Here is a 22024-nt window from a genome sequence, read left to right on the forward strand (position 1 = left end):
CCCACAGGCGCGTAGGCGCTGCCGAAGGCTGCGATCTTTGCTTTTGTCTTACTCGTCAGCGTTCGGATCAAGGTCCGGAAACATCACTTCGATAAACCCGAACTTGGTGAAATCCGTGATCCGCGACGGGTACAACCGGCCGATCAAATGATCGCATTCGTGCTGCACCACCCGCGCATGAAAACCGGAGGCAATCCGCACAATCGGCTGGCCCTTCGGATCAAACCCTTCATAGCGTATGTCCTGATAACGATTCACCGCTCCACGCAATCCAGGCACCGACAGGCAACCTTCGAAGCCCTCTTCCAGGGTCGGGTTCAACGGTGTGATCAGCGGGTTGATCAGGATCGTCTGCGGCACGGCTTCGGCGTCAGGGTAGCGCTCGCTGTGCTCGAAACCGAAGATCACCAGTTGCAGGTCGACACCGATCTGCGGCGCGGCCAGGCCAACGCCGCCGACGCTTTCCATGGTCTGGAACATGTCATCGATCAGTTGCCACAACTCGGGGCTGTCGAACATCTCGGCCGGCACCGGTGGCGCGATACGCAGCAGGCGTTCATCGCCCATTTTCAGGATTTCACGGATCATGGTCAGGCTTCGTCAGTGTTCGGCTTGAGCGAGTGGTCTCGTCCCAGTCCCGATACGTGTTGTTTGGTTTCGTGGTCGTGCTCGCCGGGGACCTTTTCGCCAGGGTCCTTGCCTTCGGTCGACATGTGTTCGATCACCGCATTCATCTCCGCGCCGAGCAATAGCACCGCGGCGGAAATGTAGAAGTACAGCAACAGCACGATGATCGCGCCGATACTGCCATACATGGCGTTGTAGTTGGCGAAGGTCTTGACGTAAAACGCGAAACCCAACGAGGCGATGATCCACACCACCACCGCCAGCACCGAGCCGGGGGTGATGAAACGAAACTCCTGACGGACATCGGGCATAACGTAATAGATCAGCGCCACCGCGATCATCATCAGGATCACGATCACCGGCCAACGCGCAATGGTCCACACCGTGACGATGAAGTCTTCCAGCCCGACCTGCGCGGCAATCCAGCCCATCACCTGCGGCCCGAGCACCATCAGCGCGGCGGCGGCGAGCAGCATGCCGGCGATGCCAATGGTGTAGAAAATCGACAACGGAAAGCGCTTCCACACCGGGCGGCCTTCGACCACGTCGTAGGCAGCGTTCATCGCGCTCATCATCAGCCGCACGCCCGAAGAGGCGGTGTACAGGGCGATGACGATACCGATCGAGAGCAAGCCACCCTTGGACTGCTGCAACTGGTCGATCACCGGGTTCACCTGCTCCAGGGCTTGGGGCGGCAGCACCAGTTCCGATTGCAGGCGCAGCCAGGAGAAGAAGTCCGGCAGGTGCAGGAAACCGATCAGGGCGATCAGGAACAGAATGAAGGGGAACAGCGAGAACAGCATTTGATAAGCCAGCGCCGAGGCGTAGGTCGACATCTCATCGTCAATGAATTCTTTGACCGTGCGCACCATCACGCGGTGGATGGGCAGGCCTCTCATGTCCGGGAAAATCATTAGCGTCTCCTTTCGCCGCAAAAGGTTGAAGTCGTGGCGACTCAGGGGCCGTTTTCTACATCAAAGTAGCCTACTTGGCGACTTTGAAACAATTTCGTTATTTAACCGGTGGGGCTGACACAAAAACGGCCATCCTCGGATGGCCGTTTCTTTAATGTCTTGAAAGGCCGAATCAAGCCTTGTCGACACCTTTCTTGATGGCGTCCTTGGCTTTGCCCACCGCTTGCTGGGCTTCGCCTTTCTTCTCCTGGATTTTGCCTTCGACTTGCAGTTTGGTGTTGTCAGTGGCCTTGCCGACGCCTTGCTTGACGTTGCCGACCGCTTCGTTTGCCATACCTTTAACTTTATCGCCAGTGCTGCTCATGGTGTTTCTCCTGTGAACAATTCAAGGGTAATAGTCGTTACACAAAGATTGACCGAAGGCGTTTGCACGGAGTTTCATTTATTTTCACTGCATCATTTCATCGCCGATTAAAGGTTGGGCTTTATGTTTGCCGTGCAACCCCCGAGAATGCGCAACGTATTCAGGCCTTGGCGCTGAAGATCCAACCCCGTAGGAATGTTATGAAACTCGATAAAAAGCAGGCCATTGCCCGCAGAAACCAGGAACTCGGCGGTGCTGTGCTTGGCGTCAACAACTGCCATTTCACCGAATTGAACCGCAATCGCAACATCTGGTGGTTCGACATCCCGGTGGCACGCCTGGCCGTGGGTCAGTACGAGTGGGTGCACTTGTTGATGCACACCCCGGATACCGACGAACTGCTGCACCTGAAAGTGCCGACGGTGTTTCTGCGTGAAAAACTCGAAGGCCTGGTGGTGCGCAATGAAGGCAAGCGCAAAGCGGCGTTGAGCCTGGAACTGAGCGCCGACAAGGACTCGTACCTGCAGGACATGCGCCCGGCGGGTACCAACGTCAACTTCGCACCGTTTCGACTCTGACCGCTCGTTCCCACGCTGATTGATCGTTCCCACGCTCTGCGTGGGAATGCAGCCCGGGACGCTCCGCGTCCCAACAGCGGACGCAGAGCGTCCATTGAGGCATTCCCACGCAGAGCGTGGGAACGATCCGTCAGGCCAAAAAAAGCCCCGCATCTGCGGGGCTTTTGTTTAGGCGCCTACTTTCTTCACGCCCAGCTTCTTCAACTCTTCATCACGCAGTTCGCGACGCAGGATCTTACCGACGTTAGTGGTCGGCAGCGCATCGCGAAATTCCACCGAACGCGGAACCTTGTAGCCGGTGACGTTGGCGCGCATGTGCTCCATCACCTGTTCCTTGGTCAGGGTCACGCCCGGTTTGGCGACGATGAAGATCTTGATCGCCTCGCCCGACTTCTCGTCCGGGATGCCGATGGCCGCGCATTGCAGCACGCCCGGCAGGGTCGCAAGCACGTCTTCCAACTCGTTCGGGTACACGTTGAAACCGGAGACCAGGATCATGTCTTTCTTGCGATCGACAATGCGCATGTAGCCATCGGGCTGGATCAGCGCGATGTCACCGGTCTTCAGCCAGCCTTCGCTGTCGAGCATTTCATCGGTGGCGTCCTGGCGCTGCCAGTAGCCCTTCATGACCTGCGGACCTTTCACACACAGCTCGCCGATCGCGCCCAGCGGCTGTTCAACGCCGGCATCGTCGATGACTTTGCACAGGGTCGACGGCACCGGAATACCGATGGTGCCGACCTGGATGTGCTGGATCGGGTTGACCGTGGCGACCGGGCTGGTTTCGGTCATGCCGTAGCCTTCGCAAATCGGGCAATTGGTCACCGCTTTCCAGCGCTCGGCGGCGGCCAGTTGCAGGGCCATGCCGCCGGACAGGGTGACTTTCAGCGCCGAGAAATCGAGCTTGCGGAACGCTTCGTTGTTGCACAGGGCCACGAACAAGGTGTTCAGGCCAACGAAGCCGCTGAACTTCCACTTCGACAGTTCCTTGACCATCGCCGTCAAATCGCGCGGGTTGCTGATCAGGATGTTGTGGTTGCCGATCAGCATCATCGCCATGCAATGAAAGGTGAAGGCATAGATGTGGTACAGCGGCAGCGGCGTGATCAGGATCTCGCAACCTTCATTGAGGTTGGACCCCATCAGTGCCTTGCACTGCAGCATGTTGGCGACGAGGTTGCGGTGGGTCAGCATCGCGCCCTTGGCCACGCCGGTGGTGCCGCCGGTGTATTGCAGCACCGCGACATCGCCGCTGTCCGGGTTGGCTTCGGCCACGGGCTGGCCGTGGCCCTTGCTCAGCACGTCGTTGAACTTGACGGCCTTGGGCAAGTGATACGCCGGGACCATCTTCTTCACGTACTTGATGACGCTGTTGATCAGCAGGCGCTTGAGCGGCGGCAGCAGGTCGGCGACTTCGGTGACGATCACGTGCTTGACGCCGGTTTTCGGCACCACGGTCTGCGCCAGGTGAGCCATATTGGCCAGGCAGACCAGGGCTTTGGCACCGGAGTCGTTGAATTGGTGTTCCATCTCCCGCGCGGTGTACAGCGGGTTGGTGTTGACCACGATCAGCCCGGCGCGGATCGCACCGAACACGGCTACCGGGTACTGCAACACGTTAGGCAGTTGCACGGCGATTCGATCACCGGGCTGCAAGTCGGTATGCTGTTGCAGGTAAGCGGCAAAGGCACCGGACAATTCGTACAGTTCACCGTAGGTGATTGTCTTGCCCAGGTTGCTGAAAGCCGGTTTGTCGGCGAAGCGTTGGCAGGATTGCTTCAACACTGCCTGAATATTCGGATACTCGTCTGGATTGATGTCGGCAGCAATCCCGGCAGGGTACTTATCCTTCCAAAAGTCTTCGTTCATGGAAGCCCACTCCTCAGCAACGCGAATTCATCACCGCATTTGATGCGATTATTATTGGTGTGTGTTTTTTATTGGTGAGTCTGGCTTTTATATAGGCCGAGAAGTCACAAAAGCGCGCCGAGAGTAGCAGCTTTGCCAAGGGCCGACTAGAGCCAAAAGCAGCCTCTACAGTCACATAAATGACTCAAGAATAACCGGCAGTCATTTTAGAGCAAAAATTCTATACAGCCTCTAAAAGCCCTTAAATCGGGCTTTTCAGCCCTTAAAAGCTTCGCGGGCAAGCCTCGCTCCTACGGGTATCGCGTCAATGTGAATGACGGTGAACCTGTAGGAGCGAGGCTTGCCCGCGAACGCGCGAAGCGCGGCCATTCAACGCTTACGCGATATCCCGCAACTCCCGCCGCAAGATCTTGCCCACCGGTGTCATCGGCAACGACTCACGCAACACAATGTGCTTGGGCACTTTGTACGCGGTGAAGTTTTCCTTGCAGTAAGCCTTCAACTCTTCAAGGCTGACACCGGATTCCCGGGCCACCACAAACAACTTCACCGCCTCCCCCGAACGTTCGTCCGGCACGCCGATCACGGCGCAGTTGGCGACTTTCGGGTGGGCCATGACCACGTCTTCGATTTCATTCGGGTACACGTTGAAACCCGAGACGATGATCATGTCTTTCTTGCGATCGACAATGCGCACAAAACCGTCCGGGTCGATCACTGCGATATCACCGGACTTGAACCAGCCCTCGGCATCCAGCACTTCGGCGGTGGCTTCGGGTTTCTGCCAGTAGCCCTTCATGATCTGCGGGCCCTTGATGCACAACTCGCCCCGCTCGCCCAGCGGCTGCTCGACGCCGTCATCGTTGATGACCTTGAGCGTGGTGCCCGGCACCGGCAGGCCGACCGTGCCGATCCGCGACTTGTCGCCGTACGGGTTGGTGCAGGCCACCGGGGAGGTTTCGGTCAGGCCGTAACCCTCGGTGATCCGGCAACCGGTGAGCTGTTCCCAGCGCTCGGCGGTGGCCTTGACCAGCGCGGTGCCGCCGGAGTTGGTGAGCTTGAGGCTGGAGAAGTCCAGGGTCTTGAAGTCCGGGTGATCCATCAACGCCACGAACAGCGTGTTGAGCCCCAGCAACGCCGAGAATCGCCAGTTCTTCAGCTCCTTGATAAAGCCTTTGATGTCCCGCGGATTGCTGATCAGCACGTTGTGGTTGCCGGTCACCATCATGCACATGCAGTTCGCCGTGAAGGCATAGATATGGTAAAGCGGCAGTGGCGCGATCATCACTTCCTGGCCTTCGCGCAGCAGCGGCTGGCCGTCACTGCCGAACTGGCCCAGGCAGGCCCGCGCCTGCTGCATATTCGCCACGAGATTGCCGTGGGTGAGCATCGCGCCCTTGGCCAGGCCAGTGGTGCCGCCGGTGTATTGCAGCACCGCGATGTCGTCGAGGCCGACCTTCAGCGGCTTGATGCCCAGGCCCCGGCCTAGGCGTAGCGCGCTCTTGAAGGAAACCGCCTGGGGCAAAGAGTAGTCGGGGACCAGTTTCTTGACCTTGCTCACCATTGTGTTGACCAGCCAGCCCTTGGCGGCAGGCATCAGGTCGCCCATCTTCGCTTCGATCAAATACTGGATATCGGTGTCGGCCAGCACTTCCTGGACCTTGGCCCCGAACATGTTCAGGTACACCAGCGCCCGGGCCCCGGAATCCTTGAATTGATGACGCATCTCCCGCGGGGTGTACAGCGGGTTGGTGTTGACCACGATCAGCCCGGCGCGCAACGCTCCGAACACGGCAATCGGGTAATGCAGGACGTTGGGCATCTGCACCGCGATGCGATCCCCCGGCACCAGGTCGGTGTGCGCTTGCAGGTAACCGGCGAACGCCGCGCTGTAGCGTTCCAGTTCGGCGTAGGTCAGGGTCACGCCCATATTGCTGAAGGCCGGGCGGTCCGCGAATTTCTTGCAGGAACGCTCGAACACCTCGATCACCGACTTGTAGGCCCCAAGATCAATGTCCAGGGGTACGCCGGCCGGGCGTTTGTCATTCCAGAAATCAGGTTGCATTGTTCTTGTCCTCTTTACCTGAATCTATCCGGGGCCACTTCTCTGTCACTTCTGTAAAGGAACACGAAAAGCGGAGCTTCACGGACACTAGCAGTTATGGCCAATCAGGCAAATATGGCAAAAGCGTCATAGATCGTGTGAATCTTCCTAACGTGGTGTGGCCTGATCAGACGGCAAGCAAAGGATGCGCTATACAATGCAACCACATCGTGCAAAGGAATCGCCATGATCCACGACACTTTCTGGCTGACCGCGAGTGATCACAGCCGCCTCTTCGTCAACCAGTGGCTGCCCACCCCGCCGTTAAAAGCGGTGATCCTGCTGGCCCATGGCATGGCCGAGCACAGCGGTCGCTACGCCCGGCTCGCGGAAAAACTCTGCGCTCAGGGCTATGGCGTCTACGCCCCGGACCTGCGAGGACATGGCAAAACTTCCGAAAACGGCACGCTCGGCCATTTCGCCGATGACGATGGCTGGTGCAAAGTCGTCGGCGACCTCGCCAGCCTCAACCAGCACATCGGCCAGCACCACCCTGGCGTACCAATCGTATTGCTCGGCCACAGCATGGGCAGCTACATCGCCCAGGCCTACCTGCTGCACCACAGCGCCAGCCTGCACGGGGCGATTCTCAGTGGTTCGAACTTCCAGCCCGTGGCGCTTTATCGCGCGGCGCGGCAAATCGCCCGGCTCGAACGGCTGCGTCAGGGACCGAAGGGCCGCAGCGCGCTGATCGAGTTCCTGTCGTTCGGCTCGTTCAACAAGCAATTCAAACCCGCGCGTACCAAATTCGATTGGCTGAGCCGCGATCCGACAGAAGTCGATCTGTACGCCAACGACCCGTTCTGCGGCTTTCGCTGCACCAATCAACTGTGGATCGACTTGCTCGGCGGGTTGCAGCAAATCAGCAAAGCGTCCAATCTCGCCCAGGTCGATCCGGGCCTGCCCTTGCTGGTAATGGGCGGCGAATGTGATCCGGTGAGCGAAGGCAAGCGTCTGAAAGATCTGGCCCATGCGCTGCGCGCGGCCGGCAGCCAGAACCTGCAATTGAATATTTACCCGCAGGCGCGCCACGAACTGTTCAACGAGAGCAACCGCGATGAAGTGACCGCCGATGTACTGAACTGGATCGCCCAGGCGCTCAGCCACCGCCGTCCGGCCAGAACCGAATAGTTTTTCGAACAGTTTTTTTGTGGATTTTTTTATTCGTCACAGGAATTGAGACAGATGACCCAGGTTACCAACACCCCTTACGAAGCCCTTGAAGTCGGCCAGACCGCCAGCTATAGCAAGACCGTCGAAGAGCGCGACATTCAGTTGTTCGCCGCGATGTCGGGCGATCACAACCCGGTGCACCTGGACGCCGAATTCGCGGCCGGCACCATGTTCAAGGAACGCATCGCCCACGGCATGTTCAGCGGCGCGCTGATCAGTGCCGCCGTGGCCTGCGAGTTGCCCGGGCCGGGGACTATTTATATCGGTCAGCAGATGAGCTTCCAGAAACCGGTAAAAATCGGCGACACCCTGACCGTGCGTCTGGAAATCCTCGAGAAACTGCCGAAGTTTCGCGTGCGCATTGCCACTCGCGTGTTCAACCAGCGCGATGAGTTGGTGGTGGATGGCGAGGCCGAGATTCTGGCACCGCGCAAGCAGCAGACCGTGACGTTGCCAGTGTTGCCAGCGATCAGCATTGGCTGACTGTGGCGAGGGGGCTTGTCCCCGTTGGGGGGCGAAGCGCCCCCCCCAAAAAAACCGGCACCTCGTTTGGTCTGGTAATCCGCGAATACCGGTTTCACGACTGCTGCGCAGCCGAACGGGGGCAAGCCCCCTCGCCACAATGGTCGATGTGGCCGCACTAACTGCGAGCACAAAAAAAACGCCAGTCAGACTGGCGTTTTTTATTACCGCGACAAGTGCTTAAGAACGAGCACGCGCCTGGTTACGCAGGGCTTTGACCTGATCGTGATTACGTTGCACGCCGTGGTACTGACGTTCAACCAGGTCACGAATACCCACCAGGTTATGCTTGGTGATTTTTTCCAGCGCTTCTTTGTACGCCTTCAACGCATGGTCTTCACCGCGTTCGGCTTCGTTCAGCACGGCTTCTTCATCCTTGCCGGTGAATATTGCTTTCACGTCCACCCAGCGACGATGCAGATCACCGCTGACGCTGGTCGAGGTTTCCGGATCGCCGCCCAGCCTACGAACTTCCGCTTGCAGTTCGGCAGCTGCGGTGGCGCAATCGGCAGAACGGGTCACGAACAGCGTTTTGAGTTCTGGGTGCTTGATGTCTTCAGCGCAAGTCTTGAACCCTTCCTGACCGTCTTTGCTGGTTTCAATCAGGTCGTTGAGTACAGAGATGGCTTCTTTATTCACGTCGGTCATTTTCAATTCCTCGCGGTTTGATGAAAGATGCAATAGCTATTGCAGCCCGCATGCCAGCTTTGAATTGAACATTTATTCCTTATTTTTCAATAAGTTAATTTATAAGTAAAAATCTGTATCCGCTTTATTTGCATGATCTGTCATTTGGCCTGCATGCAGAATGCCTGTATTTTCGAAGCTGTTTGAATCAAGACGACTGATTGATGAATCCTCAAAAGCTCGAACTGCTGATTACCCGCGAAATGCCCTTCGGCAAATACAAGGGCCGCATCATCGCCGACCTGCCCGGCCAGTACCTGAACTGGTTCGCCCGCGAAGGATTTCCTCACGGCGAACTGGGCGGCTTATTGGCGCTGATGCAGGAAATCGACCACAACGGTTTATCGGAACTGCTCGACCCGCTGCGCGCCAAACATGGCAAGCCAGCCCCCCGCCACTGAACCGACTGAGTAGCCCATGCCCGATAACACCCGCCGTGCCCGTGATGAGTCCTTCTGGCAAACCTTTGCCGACCGTTACGCGGTCGAACCTGGCCCCATCAACCTGGAGAACGGTTACTTCGGGCGTATGTCGCGCACGGTGGTCGAGGAGTATCAGCGCAATATCGAGCTGATCAACCGCAGTAACTCGGTGCATGTGCGCCAGCATTTCGAGCAGACCGAAAGCCTGGACATCCGGGCGCAGCTGGCCGAGATGATGGGCGTGCGGGCGCATTCCATCGCCCTCACCCGCAACGCCTCGGACGGCCTGCAATCGCTGATCCGCAACTACAACCGCTTGCAACCCGGCGATCAGGTGCTGCTCTGCGATCTGGAGTACGACACGGTCAAAGGCGCCATGCGTTGGCTAGCCCGTCATCGCGGCGTGGAAGTGATCGAAATCGACCACCAGCACCCTGCCACTTTCGACAGTTTGCTCGCCACCTACCGCGAAGCGTTCGTGCGTTATCCGCGCCTCAAGCTGATGGCCCTGACCCACGTCACCCACCGCACCGGCCTGGTGATGCCGGTGGAGGCGATTGCCGCGCTCGCCAAGGAGCACGGCGTCGATGTGATCCTCGACGGCGCCCACGCCCTGGGCCAGATGGAATTCGATCTGGAATCCCTGGGCATCGCCTTCGCCGGCTACAACCTGCACAAATGGATCGGCGCCCCGCTGACCCTGGGCTTCATTTACATCGCGCCCCAGCGTCTGGCCGACATCGACCCGGACATGGGCGAGATGCATTTCCCGATCAACGACATCCGCGCCCGCACGCCGTACAGCACACCGAACATCCCGGCATTGATGACCCTGCCACTGGTGCTCGAAGAGCATCAGGCCATGGGAGGTTCCGCCGCCAAGGGCGCACGGCTCAACTACCTGCGTAATCGCTGGGTCAACGCCGTGCGCGACCTGCCGGGCATCGAAGTCATGACCCCGGACGATCCCCGGCTGTATTGCGGCATTACCTCGATGCGCTTTACCCGCCACGCCGATCAGCACCTCATGGCCGAACGGCTGCTCAATGAGTACAACCTGTTCACCGTGGCCCGCAGCGGCGCCGCCAGCGGACCGTGCATCCGCATCACCCCGGGACTGACCACCACCGCCGCCGACGTGGAGCGGCTGGCCCAGGCGCTGACCGAGCTGCGTTGAGGCCTACACCGTGTACTTGTCGAAGTCCTCGGGCCTGATCTGCGTCGACACTGCAAAGGTGTCGATGCCGATGGTCAGGTGCCCGAAGAAACCGTCTTCATGGGTATCACGGCCGATGCTGTGAACGGTCAGGGTCGAGGCTTCACCGCCCATGTTGGCGTAGATCTCATCCTGAGCGTTGGTTGGCGCCGTCACTGTCCGGCCGCTATACGCCTTGGCGTTCAGCACCGACCGTGAGGCGACCTCCGGAAAATAAAGCTGCCCGACCCAGGCAACGTGCCGCTCTTCCAGATAGTTGTTACCACCGGTGATTCGCACCGCCACATGAATATGCAGCGCACGGCCGGCATAGAAGCCCGGATAAACCGTGGTAAAGCGCACCACGCCCTTGTTGTCGCTGAACTGCCCGCCGCGCAGGTAAGTGTCGTCGTCGGTGCGTGGAATCGAACCGATGCTGTCAGCATCGACTTCCTGGTCCGGGTTGACCTTGCTCCAGCCCGAATACGCGCCCCTGGCATTGCAGTGCCAGATATCCACCAACGCCCCGGTTACCGGCTCGCCGGTCATGGCATCGACAATCACCAGCCGCAGCACCAGCGGAATGCCGTCCTGGCCTTCGCTGATGTTTCTTCGGATGAGCTTGGGGTTGCGAAAATACGGGCCGGCGATCTGTTCCGGGGTGAGCAGGCAAACCGGTTCGCGGGGAGTAGCTGAGGTGTAATCCATGAGGTTCTCTCTTCCATAAGATGCTGCCAAGGATAGAGAGAGAGGCCGTGCGGGAGGCGATAACTATGTATCGGAAAATGTTTTTTATGTCGGTGCGGAGGATCTTGTACGCAGACAACCGATGCCCTCGTCGTACAGGACGTACACAACAAAAGTGCCGGACTTTGCCGGCACTTCCTTTTGTGTTTTAAACGGTGTCTTTATAAAAGTCTTCTGGCGTAATGTGCGCGGAAAGAGCATCGGGGTCGACACCAATCACGACAGTTCCCAATAACCGCTCCTGCGCGGTGCCACGGTAGATCCATTCCATATCCATCAGTGTGCCGAAGCCGTGCATTTCGCTGTAGATTTCATCCTGTTCATTGGTCAGGCGAGTAATCTTTCGACCGGCGTAGCCTGGAAGTTCACTGATGTGCGAAGAGATGGATTCAGGCACATACAGTTGACCAACATAGGCTACATGCCGGTCATTATTGTGTTCATCCAACTTTCTGACGGCCACGTGAACATGGATGGACCGGCCCGCATAGAACCCGGGAAACACCGATCGAAAACTGCAATTACCGAGTACATTGGTAAAGCCACAACCTCTGAGATAACTGTCTTCGTCGGTACGGGGAATAGAGCCGATCTCACCGGACAGCGCTTCCTTATCAGGATCTACCTCGCTCCATCCCGAGTATCGGCCTTGGGCATTACAATGCCAGATGTCCACCAGCAGACCTTCAATCGGTTCACAGGTCTTCACATTGACGATACTCAGAATCAACTCCATCGGCACACCCTCGGCGCCCTCGGTAATATCATATCGATGAAGTCGGTCATTACGGAAATAAGGGCCCGCAATTTGCTCAGGCGAAAATACGCACATGGCAGCGCGGGTCTTTTCAAGTTCGTGAGAGCGTTCAGCGTCAATAACAGTTTCCATCAGAATATCCCTATTCATGTTTAATACCTGTTCAGTACAGGTGACCGACGCAGAATATACAAACACACTAACTAAAGGGACAACATTGTTGTTTAAAGTTATGACGTTCGCCCGAGCAATCAAATATCACGGGCAAAAAAAAAACGGTGCACCGACCAAGCGCACCGTAAAGCCGTAGAACACACAACGAAGTGTTTGGTAACTACTAATCAGTCCAGCAGCGCCAACGCCTCGGCGGTGCATTCCTGAATGCGGGCCCAGTCGCCGTTCTTGATCCATTCCGGATCAAGCATCCAGCTACCGCCCACGCACATCACGTTTTTCAACGCCATGTAGCTCTTGATGTTGGCCGGGCTCACGCCGCCAGTCGGGCAGAATTTCACTTCGCCGAACGGGCCACCCAAGGCCTTGATGGCCGCGACGCCGCCGCTGACTTCCGCCGGGAACAGCTTGAAGCGGCGATAACCCAGGCCATAGCCTTCCATGATGCCGGAGGCGTTGCTGATGCCGGGCAACAGCGGGATCGGGCTATCGACACTGGCTTCGAGCAGGTCACGGGTAATGCCTGGGGTGACGATGAATTGCGAACCGGCCCTTTCGGCGGCGGCGAGCATGGTGCGATCGAGCACGGTGCCGGCACCGGTCACCAGTTCCGGACGCTGCTCACGCAGAATCTGAATGGCTTTAAGGCCGAACTGCGAGCGCAGGGTCACTTCCAGGGCGGTCAGGCCACCGGCGGCCAGGGCGTCGGCCAGGGGCAGGACGTCCTGTTCGCGAGCGATGGTGATCACCGGCAAAATCCGCGCCTTGGCACAGAGGCTGTCGATCAGGGCAACTTTATCCGCCATGGAAACGGTCGGGGATGTCTTTGTCATAGCGGCTGATCCTTGGCTCATGGGCACCAGTAAATCTCTAACGTAGGTTGCAGAAACGCGCGAATCGGCATGGCAGCGACATCGTCACCGGCCAATGCGGCACTCAAAGTGGTCAGTTTGGACTGACCGGAAATCGATAGAACGGTGGTCTTGGCCGACGCCAGCAGCGCACGGCTCATGGTCAGGCGCTGATGGGGCACGGTGGGTGCCAGCATCGGATAGCAACGGCGCGTGCCGTCGACTTTCAAGGCCTCGGCCAGGTTCGGGCTGTTGGGGAACAGTGACGCGGTGTGACCGTCGTCGCCCATGCCCAAAATCAGCACGTCGATCGGCGGCAATTCCGCGAGCAAGCGATCCGCCTGCTCCGCTGCCAGCTCAAGGTTGGCGGTGGCGCTATAAAGGCTCAAAAACTGCGCCTTGGCCGCCGGGCCTTGCAGCAGGTAACGCTTGAGCAGGCCGGCATTGCTGTCGGCGTGTTCCACCGGCACCCAGCGCTCGTCGGCCAGGGTCACGACGACCTTGGACCAGTCCAGCTTTTGCTTGGCCAGGTTCTGGAAGAACGCCACCGGGCTACGGCCACCGGACACCACCAGCGTCGCGGCGCCGCGTGCGTCGATGGCATCGCTCAAATGCTTGGCGACATTCAGCGCCAAACCATCGGCCAGCAACACCGGGCTCTTGAACTCATGGGCGTTGACGCCCTGAGGCAGTTGCAAATTAGATATCGCCATACCACGACCTCCCATCCCGCGTGATCAGTGCAATGGAGCTCATCGGTCCCCAGGACCCGGCCGCGTACGGCTTGGGCGCATCACCGGATTTTTTCCACCCGGCGATCAACTGGTCACACCACTTCCACGCGGCTTCGATTTCATCTTTACGGACAAACAGGTTCTGATTGCCGCGCATTACTTCCAGCAACAACCGCTCGTAGGCATCGGGAATCCGTGCGCTGCGATAGGTGTCGGAAAAATTCAGCTGCAACGGACCGCTGCGCAGCTGCATGCCCTTGTCCAGGCCTTGTTCTTTGGTCATCACGCGCAAGGAAATGCCTTCGTCCGGTTGCAGGCGGATAATCAGCTTGTTGCTGATTTGCAGGCGCTGCTCGGGAGCGAAGATGTAGTGCGAAGGTTCCTTGAAGTGAATGACGATCTGCGACAGCTTCTGCGGCATGCGCTTGCCGGTTCGCAGGTAAAACGGCACGCCGGCCCAACGCCAGTTGCGGATGTCGGCGCGCAGGGCGACGAAGGTTTCGGTGTCGCTCTGGGTGTTGGAATTCGGTTCTTCGAGGTAGCCCGGTACCGGTTTGCCTTCGCTGTAGCCGGCGATGTACTGGCCGCGTACCACTTGGGTGGTCAGGCCTTCGGGGCTGATTGGCGCCAGGGCCTTGAGCACTTTGACTTTCTCGTCACGGATGCTATCGGCGGAGAGGTCGGCCGGCGGGTCCATGGCGATCAGGCAGAGCAGTTGCAGCAGGTGATTCTGGATCATGTCCCGCAGCTGGCCAGCCTTGTCGAAGTAACCCCAGCGGCCTTCGATCCCGACCTTTTCGGCCACGGTGATTTCCACGTGGGAAATGTAATTCTGGTTCCACTGGGTTTCGAACAGGCTGTTGGCGAAACGCAGGGCGATCAGGTTCTGGACGGTTTCCTTGCCCAGGTAGTGGTCGATGCGGTAGGTGCGGTTCTCCGGAAAGAACTGCGCCACGGCATCGTTGACCTTGCGCGAGGATTCCAGGTCCGAACCGATGGGTTTTTCCAGCACGACACGCGTGTTTTCGGTCAGGCCGACCTTCGACAGGTTCTCGCAGATCGCACCGTAAACGGCAGCGGGTGTCGCGAAGTAGGCAATCACCCGCTGGGCGCTGCCGGCCTGTTCGGCCAGGGCAACGTAGTCTTCGGATTTGAGGAAGTCGACGTGCAGGTAGGTCAGGCGGGCGAGGAAGCGTTCGAGTACGGCCTCGTCCAGCTCCTTGGCATCGACGTAGCGGCGCAGCTCCGAGGCGATGAACGCCAGATGCTGTTGCTCGCTGCCGGGTTCACGGGCCAGCGCGATGATGCGCGAGTCCTCGTGCAACAGGCCGGCGCCGTCCAGCTGATAAAGGGCAGGAAACAGCTTGCGCAGGGCCAGATCGCCAAGGGCGCCGAACAAGGCAAAGGTGCACGGTTCTACCGTAATCGAAGGCATGATGTTTGTTCTTTTATCAAGTTAAGCTACAAATACCTTTTTTCAAGGCATCACTCAAGGGAAAATGTAGTAATAACCACAACATTTTCGCAAAATACAGATTGCGAGTGGTGGTCGGTCGGAGCCATCAGTAGGATAGGCCACCGTGACGGGCCGCATCAAAGGCCCTTTTTGCATAGCAGAGCGCATCTTTGCGCTGCTGACTCAAGGAACATCTATGGACCGCGTGCGAAATCTACTGGAACAAATCCAGAATCGCCTTGAAGACCTGAACAAGGCCGAACGCAAAGTCGCCGAAGTGATCCTGCTCAATCCACAGCAGGCCACCCGGTTCAGCATCGCTGCCCTCGCCCAGGCCTCGAAAGTCAGCGAGCCGACGGTCAACCGTTTCTGCCGTTCGTTCGGTGTCAGCGGTTACCCGGAACTGAAACTGCAGCTGGCCCAGAGCCTGGCCAGTGGCGCGGCGTACGTCAGCCGTGCGGTCGAGGCCGATGACAATCCGGAAGCCTACACCCAGAAAATCTTCGGCAGTGCCATCGCCTCGCTGGACAGCGCTTGCCAGGCCCTGGACCCGAACCTGATCAGCCGCGCCGTCGATCTGTTGATCCAGGCCCGGCAGATCCACTTCTTCGGCCTCGGTGCTTCGGCCCCGGTGGCGCTGGATGCGCAGCACAAGTTCTTCCGCTTCAACCTGGCCGTCACCGCCCATGCCGATGTGCTGATGCAGCGCATGATTGCCTCGGTGGCGCACACCGGTGAGTTGTTCGTGATCATTTCCTACACCGGCCGCACCCGCGAACTGGTGGAGGTGGCGCGCATTGCCCGGGAGAACGGCGCGTCGGTGCTGGGCTTGACCGCTGAGAACTCACCGCTGGCCAAGGCCAGTACCTTGAGCCTGAACATTCCGTTGCCGGAAGACACCGACATCTATATGCCGATGACCTCGCGGATTATTCAGCTGACGGTGCTGGACGTGTTGGCGACCGGCATGACCTTGCGCCGCGGGGTGGATTTCCAGCCGCATTTGCGCAAGATCAAAGAGAGTTTGAACGCGAGCCGGTATCCGGTGGGTGACGAGTTTAATTAACCCGTAGCGATCGTTCCCACGCTCTGCGTGGGAACGATCAATATCTTCATCGGCTGTTCCGGCCTCTTCGCGGGCAAGCCTCGCTCCTACAGGGGGTGATGGTGGACGCGATATTGGCGACGAACCAAAAACCTGTAGGAGCGAGGCTTGCCCGCGAAGGCGTCAGCCGCAACACCGCAGGACTTGAGCTAAGCCCCCACCCACGCCTGCAAACTCAAATGCGCCCGCTCCCCCGGCGCCAGGCTCAGGCTGTCGGTGCCGCCACTCGCCGCTTCCACGCAGACAAACTCCAACACCTCATCCCAGCTCACCCCCAGCAACGGCCGCGACCCCGGATGCCAGACCACCGTGTCCGCCGCATCGCCGGTGTCAATGCACAACTCCCGCTGCCAGGCGTGGTCCTTGAGCTGCAATTCGCCGTCGTGCTGGAACACGCGCTGACAGCCGCCCTCGACCCGCAACTCCCCTTCTTGCTGACACGCCTGACGGTTCAACTGATCGTATCCTTGCGCCCCGTCGAGCCCAGACAGCGCTACCTCAGCCACGTCGCCAATACGCCAGTAGGCGTGCAACGCCTGACTCAATTGGCATGGCAGGGTGTCTTGGTGCTCGGTGCTCAGGCGCAAATCCATGCGTTCACCCAGATGGGCGTGCAGGTCCACCGTCCAGTCGCACAGTTGCAATTGCCAGTGCAAACGCACGCCATCGTCGTCGGTGCTGCTGTCGAGCAGCTTCCAGTCCAGCAGGCGTGCCCAACCGTGGGATGGCCAGGCATTCTCGCTTGGATGGCGGCCAAACCACGGCCAGCACACCGGTACGCCGCCACGGATGGCGCCCACGTGCGGCCACTTCGCCGCGCACCACAACCAGGGTTTCTGCCCTGCTGGCTGGAAGTGCAACAACTGCGCGCCCTGGCGACTGAACACCGCCTGGCACAGCGGATGATCGATCACCAGCACGTCGCGCATCTGATAGCGCTCCCACGCAAACACCGGTCGTTCGCGCAAGGATTTGAAGAAGCGTTGTAGCGGATGCTCATGCATGTGCCGCGGTCCTGGAAATCATGGGTGTACTCATACTTTTGCGCCCAGTGAACCACTGTGGCGAGGGGGCTTGCCCCCGTTCGGCTGCGAAGCAGTCGTAAACCTGGGGAATGCGGTTTGCCTGAAACACTGTGGTGGCTGGTGACTGGTTAAGGGCTGCTTCGCAGCCCGGCGGGAGCAAGCTCCCTCGCCACAGCAAGCCCCCTCGCCACAACAAGCGCCCTCGCCACAGGTCCTTCATTGACCCTGCACAAAAAAAAGCGGATAGCCTTGGCCATCCGCAAATATGCGCACTTGGAGAGGAGCTTATCGCAACAGCGTTAGAACACCGACTGAATTTTCAGACCGGCGACCAGCGCGTTGTCGACTTCATCAACACCGCCCGGGTGAGTGATGTATTGCAGGTTAGGACGCACGGTCAGCCAGTTGGTAACGTGGAAGCCGTAGTTGATTTCGTAGTTGTACTCGGTGCTGCGCAGGGGTGCGAACAGCGGATCCTGGTAGTCGCTGACACCATTGGAAGCGTTGACCAGTTCGGCGTTTTTCTTCACGTCGTCGTTGACATGGATACGGGCAGCGCCGATGCCGACGTCATCTTTGGGACGTGCATCAAACGGGCCTTTGTACACAAACATCAGCGACTGGTAGTTGTCGACGATGTTGGTGTCCTTGTCGTGGAACGTGGCGTTGGCGGCGATGTTCAGACCGCGGGACGCGTCACCGTTGTGGGTGGTGAGTTGTTGCTGCGCAACGAACCAGTAGCCGGACTTGCTGCTGTGGCTGCGATAGGCGTTACCGCTGGTGGCGGCATCATCACCGTTGACGTCTTCGCGAACGTCATCAGCCTTGGCGGTGCTTTTGTAGTAACCGACGCGGTATTCGCCCGGCAGGTTATTCGGGTTAGGCAACCAGACCAGTTCGACCGGGATAACGGTACCCGCTGTACCACTGCCGCTGAGCTTGAAGCCGTTACCGTGTTCCAACTGCGACGGGTTCTGGTTGTACGCGCCGATCTGCGCATAGAACTCAGGCGAGATGTTGTACTTCACGCGCAGGGCGGCCTGGCTGACTGGCCAGTTGTACCAGATGTTGGTGGCCCAGTTACCCACCTGGGAACCGCAGAACGCCAGGTTCTGGAACTCGCACGGGAAGGTGTTGAAGTCTTCGCCTTCGCCGAAGTAACCGGCCTTGACGTCCAGTTTGCCGTCGAGGAACTGGTGTTTGATCCACAACTGGGTCAGACGGACCATGTGGCCACGACCGTAAACTTCTTGCGAAGAACTCAAGGTGCCGGCACGCGGGTCACCAACACGGTCGTTGGAGATGTTTTCACCGTTACGGTTGGTGAACTGGATCTTCGCCTGGGTGTTATCCCAGCCCCAGAGCTTTTGCAGGTCCAACGCGACGCCCAGGCCAAACTGGTCGGCGTAACGCGCGGTCTTGTCGTTGTTGTAGCCACCGTGGAGGTTGCCGCCGACTTCGCCGACGTAGTCCATCTTGATGTCGATACCCTGCTCGATCAGCTTGGTCCGCTCACCACCCCAATCCCCGGTCATCCACTGGGAATCGGCGCTGAACGCGTCAGCCGCGTGAACGCTACCGACCAGGGTCATTGCCGCCGCAACAGCTGACAGTTGGCAGATAAGCTGAGCGTTGTTCTTCTTCTTCATCCCTACATCCTCGTTTTATTGTTATTAACTGTTTTTATCTAACGCGGTTTACATAGATTGCGGCGAATGTCCCCATTCGCCGCGTATCCCCTTTGATCTTTACCGGCCTTTGAATTGCGCGATGTTGCCAACCGATGCTTCGGTCTTCGCCACACCCGCAACCCCCAGGCGCTCCCCGGTCTTGGCATCGAACAGCAACACTTTCGATGGATCGAATTGCAGGGTCAGGGTCTCGCCCACGCCCGGCGCTACGTCTGGCGCCAAACGGCAGCAGACCTTGGTTTCGTTCAGGCTGACGAACACCAGGGTGTCCGGGCCGGTCGGTTCGGTGACCTGGACTTCGGCGCGAATGGTCGGCAAACCGTTCGGCTCGCCGTTGGCCAGTACGATCTGTTCCGGGCGCAGGCCGAGGATCACTTCGCGATCTTCGAGACCGGCGTCCTGCATGCCCATTGGCAATTCACAACGGGCCTGGCCGCTGTCGAGCAGCGCCACCAGACGACCGTCCTTGCGCTGCAAGCGCAGCGGGATGAAGTTCATCGGCGGCGAGCCGATGAAGCTCGCCACGAACAGGTTGGCCGGGTTGTTGTAGATGTCTTTCGGCGTGCCGAACTGCTGAATGATCCCGTCCTTCATCACCGCCACTTTGTCGCCCAGGGTCATCGCTTCGATCTGGTCGTGGGTCACGTAGACCGTGGTGGTTTTCAGGCGCTGGTGCATCAGTTTCATTTCGGTACGCATCTCGACCCGCAGCTTGGCGTCGAGGTTGGACAGCGGTTCGTCGAACAGGTAGATCTTCGGCCGACGCGCCAGGGCACGCCCCATGGCCACGCGCTGTTGCTGGCCACCGGAGAGCTGACCGGGCTTGCGGTTGAGCAGGTGTTCGATCTGCAGCAGCTTGGACACCCGCGCCACTTCCGTTTCGATGTCGGCAGCGGGCATTTTGCGGATCTTCAAGCCGAAGGCGATGTTCTCGCGCACGCTCATGGTCGGGTACAGCGCGTAGGACTGGAACACCATGGCGATGTCCCGGTCTTTCGGGCTCATGCCGCTGACGTCCTGGTCATCGATCATGATCGCGCCGCCGGTGATGGTTTCCAGGCCGGCGATGCAATTCATCAGGGTCGACTTGCCGCAACCCGAAGGTCCGACCAGGATCAGGAACTCACCGTCCTTGATCGACAGTTCGATGTTCTTCAGGGTGTCCGGCAGGCCGGGACCGTAAGTCTTGTTTACATTGCGAAGTTCGAGCGTAGCCATGATTACCCCTTGACTGCGCCGGCCGTCAGCCCGCGCACGAAATACTTGCCTGCGACCACATAGACCAGCAGGGTCGGCAGCCCGGCGATCATCGCCGCCGCCATATCAACGTTGTATTCCTTGGCCCCGGTACTGGTGTTGACCAAGTTGTTCAGCGCTACTGTGATGGGTTGCGAATCACCGCTGGAGAACACCACGCCGAACAGGAAGTCGTTCCAGATCTGAGTGAACTGCCAGATCAGGCAGACCATGATGATCGGGGTGGACATCGGCAGGATGATCAGCCGGAAGATGGTGAAGAAACCCGCGCCATCGAGCCGCGCGGCCTTCACCAGCGCATCGGGCACGCTGACGTAGTAGTTGCGGAAAAACAGCGTGGTGAACGCCAGGCCGTAAACCACGTGCACGAACACAAGGCCCGTGGTGGTACTCGCCAGGCCCATCTTGCCGAGGGTGAACGAGGCCGGCAGCAGCACGGTCTGGAACGGCAGGAAGCAACCGAACAACAGCAAACCGAAGAACAGTTGCGAGCCACGGAAGCGCCACATCGACAGCACGTAGCCGTTCAACGCACCGATCGCAGTGGAGATCAGTACCGCCGGAACGGTGATCTTGATCGAGTTCCAGAAGTACCCGTCAACCGTGCCCCAGGCCTTGACCCAGCCAATGCCGCTGACCACGGTCGGCCAGCTCAGCAGGTTGCCGGAGTTGATGTCTTCCGGGGTCTTGAAACTGGTCAACAGCATGACCACCAGCGGAATCAGGTACAGGAACACCGCGAGGATCAGCACGGCGTAGATCGCGATGCGACTCAGGCTGATGGAAGGTTTGGCGAAACTAGTCATGGCGCTTGGTCCTCAGCTCGGAGTACAGGTAAGGCACGATGATTGCGAGAATCGCACCGAGCATCAGGATTGCACTGGCCGAACCCATGCCCATCTGGCCGCGGCTGAAGGTGAAGGAATACATGAACATCGCTGGCAGGTCGGAGGAATACCCCGGGCCACCGGCGGTCATGGCCGCGACCAGGTCGAAGCTCTTGATCGCGATGTGAGCGAGGATCATCACGGCACTGAAGAACACCGGACGCAGGCTTGGCAACACCACTTTGAGGTAGATACGCGGCATGCTCGCGCCATCGATCTGGGCGGCACGGATGATCGATTGATCAACCCCACGCAGGCCGGCAAGGAACATCGCCATGATAAAACCCGAGGCTTGCCAGACAGCAGCGATCACCAGGCAATACACCACGCGATCCGGGTCGATCAGCCAGTCCAGGCGGAAGCCTTCCCAACCCCAGTCACGCAACAATTTGTCCAGGCCCATGCCCGGGTTGAGCAGCCATTTCCACGCGGTACCGGTCACGATCATCGAGAGCGCCATCGGGTACAGGTAAATGGTGCGAATGAAGCCTTCGCGACGAATGCGCTGGTCGAGGAACACCGCCAGCAGCACACCGATCACCAGCGTGATGCCGATAAACATGCCGCCGAATACCGCCAGGTTCTTGCTCGCTACCCACCAACGGTCGTTGTCGAACAGCCGCTGGTATTGCGCCAGGCCCGCCCACTTGTAAGTCGGCAGGAAGGTCGAAGTCGTGAACGACAGCACGAACGTCCAGAGGATATAGCCATAGAAGCCCACCAGGACGATGAACATGCTGGGCGCCAGCACCAGTTTAGGGAGCCAGCGCTGCAATGCATCGAACGGCGAGGCCTTGCTGAACACAGCAACAGAACTCATGGGAAGATCCAGTACGGGAAGAGAAGTTGAAGGCAGTTATGAGCGGCAAGCTGCAAGACAAGCAG

General features: G+C 58.9%; 22 protein-coding genes. 6 read left to right on the forward strand and 16 right to left on the reverse strand.

Annotation, left to right across the window (positions count from 1 at the left end; genetic code table 11):
• Positions 1 to 48: 48 nt before the first annotated feature.
• The 3 genes from def to FQ192_RS06355 all read right to left on the reverse strand — a co-directional run bounded on the left by def (position 49) and on the right by FQ192_RS06355 (position 1905).
• Positions 49 to 588: a peptide deformylase gene (gene def / locus FQ192_RS06345; protein ID WP_149657842.1), complete on the reverse strand. Its 540-nt coding sequence runs from the start codon at positions 586 to 588 to the stop codon at positions 49 to 51.
• Between the two features lie 2 nt (positions 589 to 590).
• Positions 591 to 1541, reverse strand: a complete 951-nt coding sequence (locus FQ192_RS06350; RefSeq protein ID WP_149657843.1) for a YihY/virulence factor BrkB family protein — start codon at positions 1539 to 1541, stop codon at positions 591 to 593.
• Between the two features lie 172 nt (positions 1542 to 1713).
• On the reverse strand, positions 1714 to 1905 hold the full coding sequence (locus FQ192_RS06355; RefSeq protein WP_149657844.1) for a CsbD family protein: 192 nt from the start codon (positions 1903 to 1905) through the stop codon (positions 1714 to 1716).
• 200 nt (positions 1906 to 2105) lie between these two features.
• Here FQ192_RS06355 and FQ192_RS06360 point away from each other — a divergent pair, with 200 nt between their 5' ends.
• A complete protein-coding gene (locus FQ192_RS06360) occupies positions 2106 to 2483 on the forward strand; it encodes a hypothetical protein (RefSeq protein WP_046032015.1) in 378 nt (125 codons plus the stop codon).
• A 168-nt stretch (positions 2484 to 2651) separates the two neighbouring features.
• Here FQ192_RS06360 and fadD1 read toward each other — a convergent pair whose 3' ends face one another.
• Positions 2652 to 4352 carry a long-chain-fatty-acid--CoA ligase FadD1 gene (gene fadD1 / locus FQ192_RS06365; RefSeq protein WP_149657845.1) on the reverse strand — a complete coding sequence of 567 codons (1701 nt, stop codon included), beginning with the start codon at positions 4350 to 4352 and terminating at the stop codon, positions 2652 to 2654.
• A 376-nt stretch (positions 4353 to 4728) separates the two neighbouring features.
• Positions 4729 to 6417, reverse strand: a complete 1689-nt coding sequence (fadD2, locus tag FQ192_RS06370) for a long-chain-fatty-acid--CoA ligase FadD2 (protein WP_149657846.1) — start codon at positions 6415 to 6417, stop codon at positions 4729 to 4731.
• A 225-nt stretch (positions 6418 to 6642) separates the two neighbouring features.
• On the opposite strand from fadD2, the gene FQ192_RS06375 reads away from it, so the two are divergent.
• Together FQ192_RS06375 and FQ192_RS06380 are read left to right on the forward strand one after the other, a co-directional pair.
• Positions 6643 to 7587 (forward strand): alpha/beta hydrolase, encoded by a 945-nt coding sequence (locus FQ192_RS06375; RefSeq protein WP_149657847.1) that lies wholly within the window; start codon positions 6643 to 6645, stop codon positions 7585 to 7587.
• 54 nt (positions 7588 to 7641) lie between these two features.
• Positions 7642 to 8112 (forward strand): MaoC family dehydratase, encoded by a 471-nt coding sequence (locus FQ192_RS06380; RefSeq protein WP_054044906.1) that lies wholly within the window; start codon positions 7642 to 7644, stop codon positions 8110 to 8112.
• Positions 8113 to 8331: 219 nt separating this feature from the next.
• On the opposite strand, the gene FQ192_RS06385 is transcribed toward FQ192_RS06380, so the two are convergent.
• Positions 8332 to 8799, reverse strand: coding sequence for a PA2169 family four-helix-bundle protein (locus FQ192_RS06385; protein ID WP_149657848.1), 468 nt, complete (start codon positions 8797 to 8799; stop codon positions 8332 to 8334).
• A gap of 203 nt (positions 8800 to 9002) precedes the next feature.
• Here FQ192_RS06385 and FQ192_RS06390 point away from each other — a divergent pair, with 203 nt between their 5' ends.
• A complete protein-coding gene (locus tag FQ192_RS06390; protein ID WP_149657849.1) occupies positions 9003 to 9239 on the forward strand; it encodes a DUF3820 family protein in 237 nt (78 codons plus the stop codon).
• Positions 9240 to 9255: 16 nt separating this feature from the next.
• Entirely contained in the window at positions 9256 to 10437 is a 1182-nt protein-coding gene (locus tag FQ192_RS06395; protein ID WP_149657850.1) for an aminotransferase class V-fold PLP-dependent enzyme, read from the forward strand.
• A 3-nt stretch (positions 10438 to 10440) separates the two neighbouring features.
• Here the strand turns inward: FQ192_RS06395 and FQ192_RS06400 are convergent, their stop codons facing one another.
• The 5 genes from FQ192_RS06400 to zwf form a co-directional block, all read right to left on the reverse strand.
• Positions 10441 to 11163, reverse strand: a complete 723-nt coding sequence (locus FQ192_RS06400; protein ID WP_149657851.1) for an intradiol ring-cleavage dioxygenase — start codon at positions 11161 to 11163, stop codon at positions 10441 to 10443.
• A gap of 187 nt (positions 11164 to 11350) precedes the next feature.
• Positions 11351 to 12091: an intradiol ring-cleavage dioxygenase gene (locus tag FQ192_RS06405; protein ID WP_256672232.1), complete on the reverse strand. Its 741-nt coding sequence runs from the start codon at positions 12089 to 12091 to the stop codon at positions 11351 to 11353.
• 209 nt (positions 12092 to 12300) lie between these two features.
• The gene (locus FQ192_RS06410) at positions 12301 to 12966 is read right to left on the reverse strand and encodes a bifunctional 4-hydroxy-2-oxoglutarate aldolase/2-dehydro-3-deoxy-phosphogluconate aldolase (RefSeq protein ID WP_133838056.1); all 666 of its coding nucleotides are present in this window, start codon (positions 12964 to 12966) and stop codon (positions 12301 to 12303) included.
• Between the two features lie 17 nt (positions 12967 to 12983).
• Complete coding sequence (gene pgl, locus FQ192_RS06415; protein WP_149657852.1) at positions 12984 to 13697, reverse strand: 6-phosphogluconolactonase; 714 nt, start codon at positions 13695 to 13697, stop codon at positions 12984 to 12986.
• Positions 13684 to 15153, reverse strand: coding sequence for a glucose-6-phosphate dehydrogenase (gene zwf, locus FQ192_RS06420; protein ID WP_133838058.1), 1470 nt, complete (start codon positions 15151 to 15153; stop codon positions 13684 to 13686). The genes pgl and zwf overlap by 14 nt, the downstream gene beginning before the upstream one ends.
• 226 nt (positions 15154 to 15379) lie before the next feature.
• On the opposite strand from zwf, the gene FQ192_RS06425 reads away from it, so the two are divergent.
• Entirely contained in the window at positions 15380 to 16240 is an 861-nt protein-coding gene (locus FQ192_RS06425; RefSeq protein ID WP_178129043.1) for a MurR/RpiR family transcriptional regulator, read from the forward strand.
• 188 nt (positions 16241 to 16428) lie between these two features.
• Here the strand turns inward: FQ192_RS06425 and FQ192_RS06430 are convergent, their stop codons facing one another.
• The 5 genes from FQ192_RS06430 to FQ192_RS06450 all read right to left on the reverse strand — a co-directional run bounded on the left by FQ192_RS06430 (position 16429) and on the right by FQ192_RS06450 (position 21959).
• Positions 16429 to 17283 carry a D-hexose-6-phosphate mutarotase gene (locus tag FQ192_RS06430; protein ID WP_149657853.1) on the reverse strand — a complete coding sequence of 285 codons (855 nt, stop codon included), beginning with the start codon at positions 17281 to 17283 and terminating at the stop codon, positions 16429 to 16431.
• Between the two features lie 320 nt (positions 17284 to 17603).
• On the reverse strand, positions 17604 to 18953 hold the full coding sequence (locus FQ192_RS06435; RefSeq protein ID WP_149657854.1) for a carbohydrate porin: 1350 nt from the start codon (positions 18951 to 18953) through the stop codon (positions 17604 to 17606).
• Between the two features lie 99 nt (positions 18954 to 19052).
• Positions 19053 to 20213: an ABC transporter ATP-binding protein gene (locus FQ192_RS06440; RefSeq protein WP_149657855.1), complete on the reverse strand. Its 1161-nt coding sequence runs from the start codon at positions 20211 to 20213 to the stop codon at positions 19053 to 19055.
• A gap of 2 nt (positions 20214 to 20215) precedes the next feature.
• Complete coding sequence (locus tag FQ192_RS06445; protein WP_133838062.1) at positions 20216 to 21058, reverse strand: carbohydrate ABC transporter permease; 843 nt, start codon at positions 21056 to 21058, stop codon at positions 20216 to 20218.
• Positions 21051 to 21959, reverse strand: coding sequence for a carbohydrate ABC transporter permease (locus FQ192_RS06450; RefSeq protein WP_054044927.1), 909 nt, complete (start codon positions 21957 to 21959; stop codon positions 21051 to 21053). The genes FQ192_RS06445 and FQ192_RS06450 overlap by 8 nt, the downstream gene beginning before the upstream one ends.
• Positions 21960 to 22024 lie beyond the last annotated feature (65 nt).

The sequence above is a fragment of the Pseudomonas sp. ANT_J12 genome (assembly GCF_008370045.1).
Taxonomy (GTDB): Bacteria; Pseudomonadota; Gammaproteobacteria; order Pseudomonadales; family Pseudomonadaceae; genus Aquipseudomonas.

Bases quoted from the DNA above. Each gene is read 5' to 3' on its own strand.
- zwf (WP_133838058.1), bottom strand. From the start codon at position 15,153: ATGCCTTCGATTACGGTAGAACCGTGCACCTTTGCCTTGTTCGGCGCC.
- FQ192_RS06410 (WP_133838056.1), bottom strand. From the start codon at position 12,966: ATGACAAAGACATCCCCGACCGTTTCCATGGCGGATAAAGTTGCCCTG.
- fadD2 (WP_149657846.1), bottom strand. From the start codon at position 6,417: ATGCAACCTGATTTCTGGAATGACAAACGCCCGGCCGGCGTACCCCTG.
- FQ192_RS06375 (WP_149657847.1), top strand. From the start codon at position 6,643: ATGATCCACGACACTTTCTGGCTGACCGCGAGTGATCACAGCCGCCTC.
- def (WP_149657842.1), bottom strand. From the start codon at position 588: ATGATCCGTGAAATCCTGAAAATGGGCGATGAACGCCTGCTGCGTATC.
- FQ192_RS06395 (WP_149657850.1), top strand. From the start codon at position 9,256: ATGCCCGATAACACCCGCCGTGCCCGTGATGAGTCCTTCTGGCAAACC.
- FQ192_RS06430 (WP_149657853.1), bottom strand. From the start codon at position 17,283: ATGCATGAGCATCCGCTACAACGCTTCTTCAAATCCTTGCGCGAACGA.
- FQ192_RS06440 (WP_149657855.1), bottom strand. From the start codon at position 20,213: ATGGCTACGCTCGAACTTCGCAATGTAAACAAGACTTACGGTCCCGGC.
- FQ192_RS06360 (WP_046032015.1), top strand. From the start codon at position 2,106: ATGAAACTCGATAAAAAGCAGGCCATTGCCCGCAGAAACCAGGAACTC.
- FQ192_RS06380 (WP_054044906.1), top strand. From the start codon at position 7,642: ATGACCCAGGTTACCAACACCCCTTACGAAGCCCTTGAAGTCGGCCAG.
- FQ192_RS06435 (WP_149657854.1), bottom strand. From the start codon at position 18,953: ATGAAGAAGAAGAACAACGCTCAGCTTATCTGCCAACTGTCAGCTGTT.
- FQ192_RS06445 (WP_133838062.1), bottom strand. From the start codon at position 21,058: ATGACTAGTTTCGCCAAACCTTCCATCAGCCTGAGTCGCATCGCGATC.
- FQ192_RS06390 (WP_149657849.1), top strand. From the start codon at position 9,003: ATGAATCCTCAAAAGCTCGAACTGCTGATTACCCGCGAAATGCCCTTC.
- FQ192_RS06400 (WP_149657851.1), bottom strand. From the start codon at position 11,163: ATGGATTACACCTCAGCTACTCCCCGCGAACCGGTTTGCCTGCTCACC.
- FQ192_RS06450 (WP_054044927.1), bottom strand. From the start codon at position 21,959: ATGAGTTCTGTTGCTGTGTTCAGCAAGGCCTCGCCGTTCGATGCATTG.
- pgl (WP_149657852.1), bottom strand. From the start codon at position 13,697: ATGGCGATATCTAATTTGCAACTGCCTCAGGGCGTCAACGCCCATGAG.
- FQ192_RS06405 (WP_256672232.1), bottom strand. From the start codon at position 12,091: ATGGAAACTGTTATTGACGCTGAACGCTCTCACGAACTTGAAAAGACC.
- fadD1 (WP_149657845.1), bottom strand. From the start codon at position 4,352: ATGAACGAAGACTTTTGGAAGGATAAGTACCCTGCCGGGATTGCTGCC.
- FQ192_RS06350 (WP_149657843.1), bottom strand. From the start codon at position 1,541: ATGATTTTCCCGGACATGAGAGGCCTGCCCATCCACCGCGTGATGGTG.
- FQ192_RS06385 (WP_149657848.1), bottom strand. From the start codon at position 8,799: ATGACCGACGTGAATAAAGAAGCCATCTCTGTACTCAACGACCTGATT.
- FQ192_RS06355 (WP_149657844.1), bottom strand. From the start codon at position 1,905: ATGAGCAGCACTGGCGATAAAGTTAAAGGTATGGCAAACGAAGCGGTC.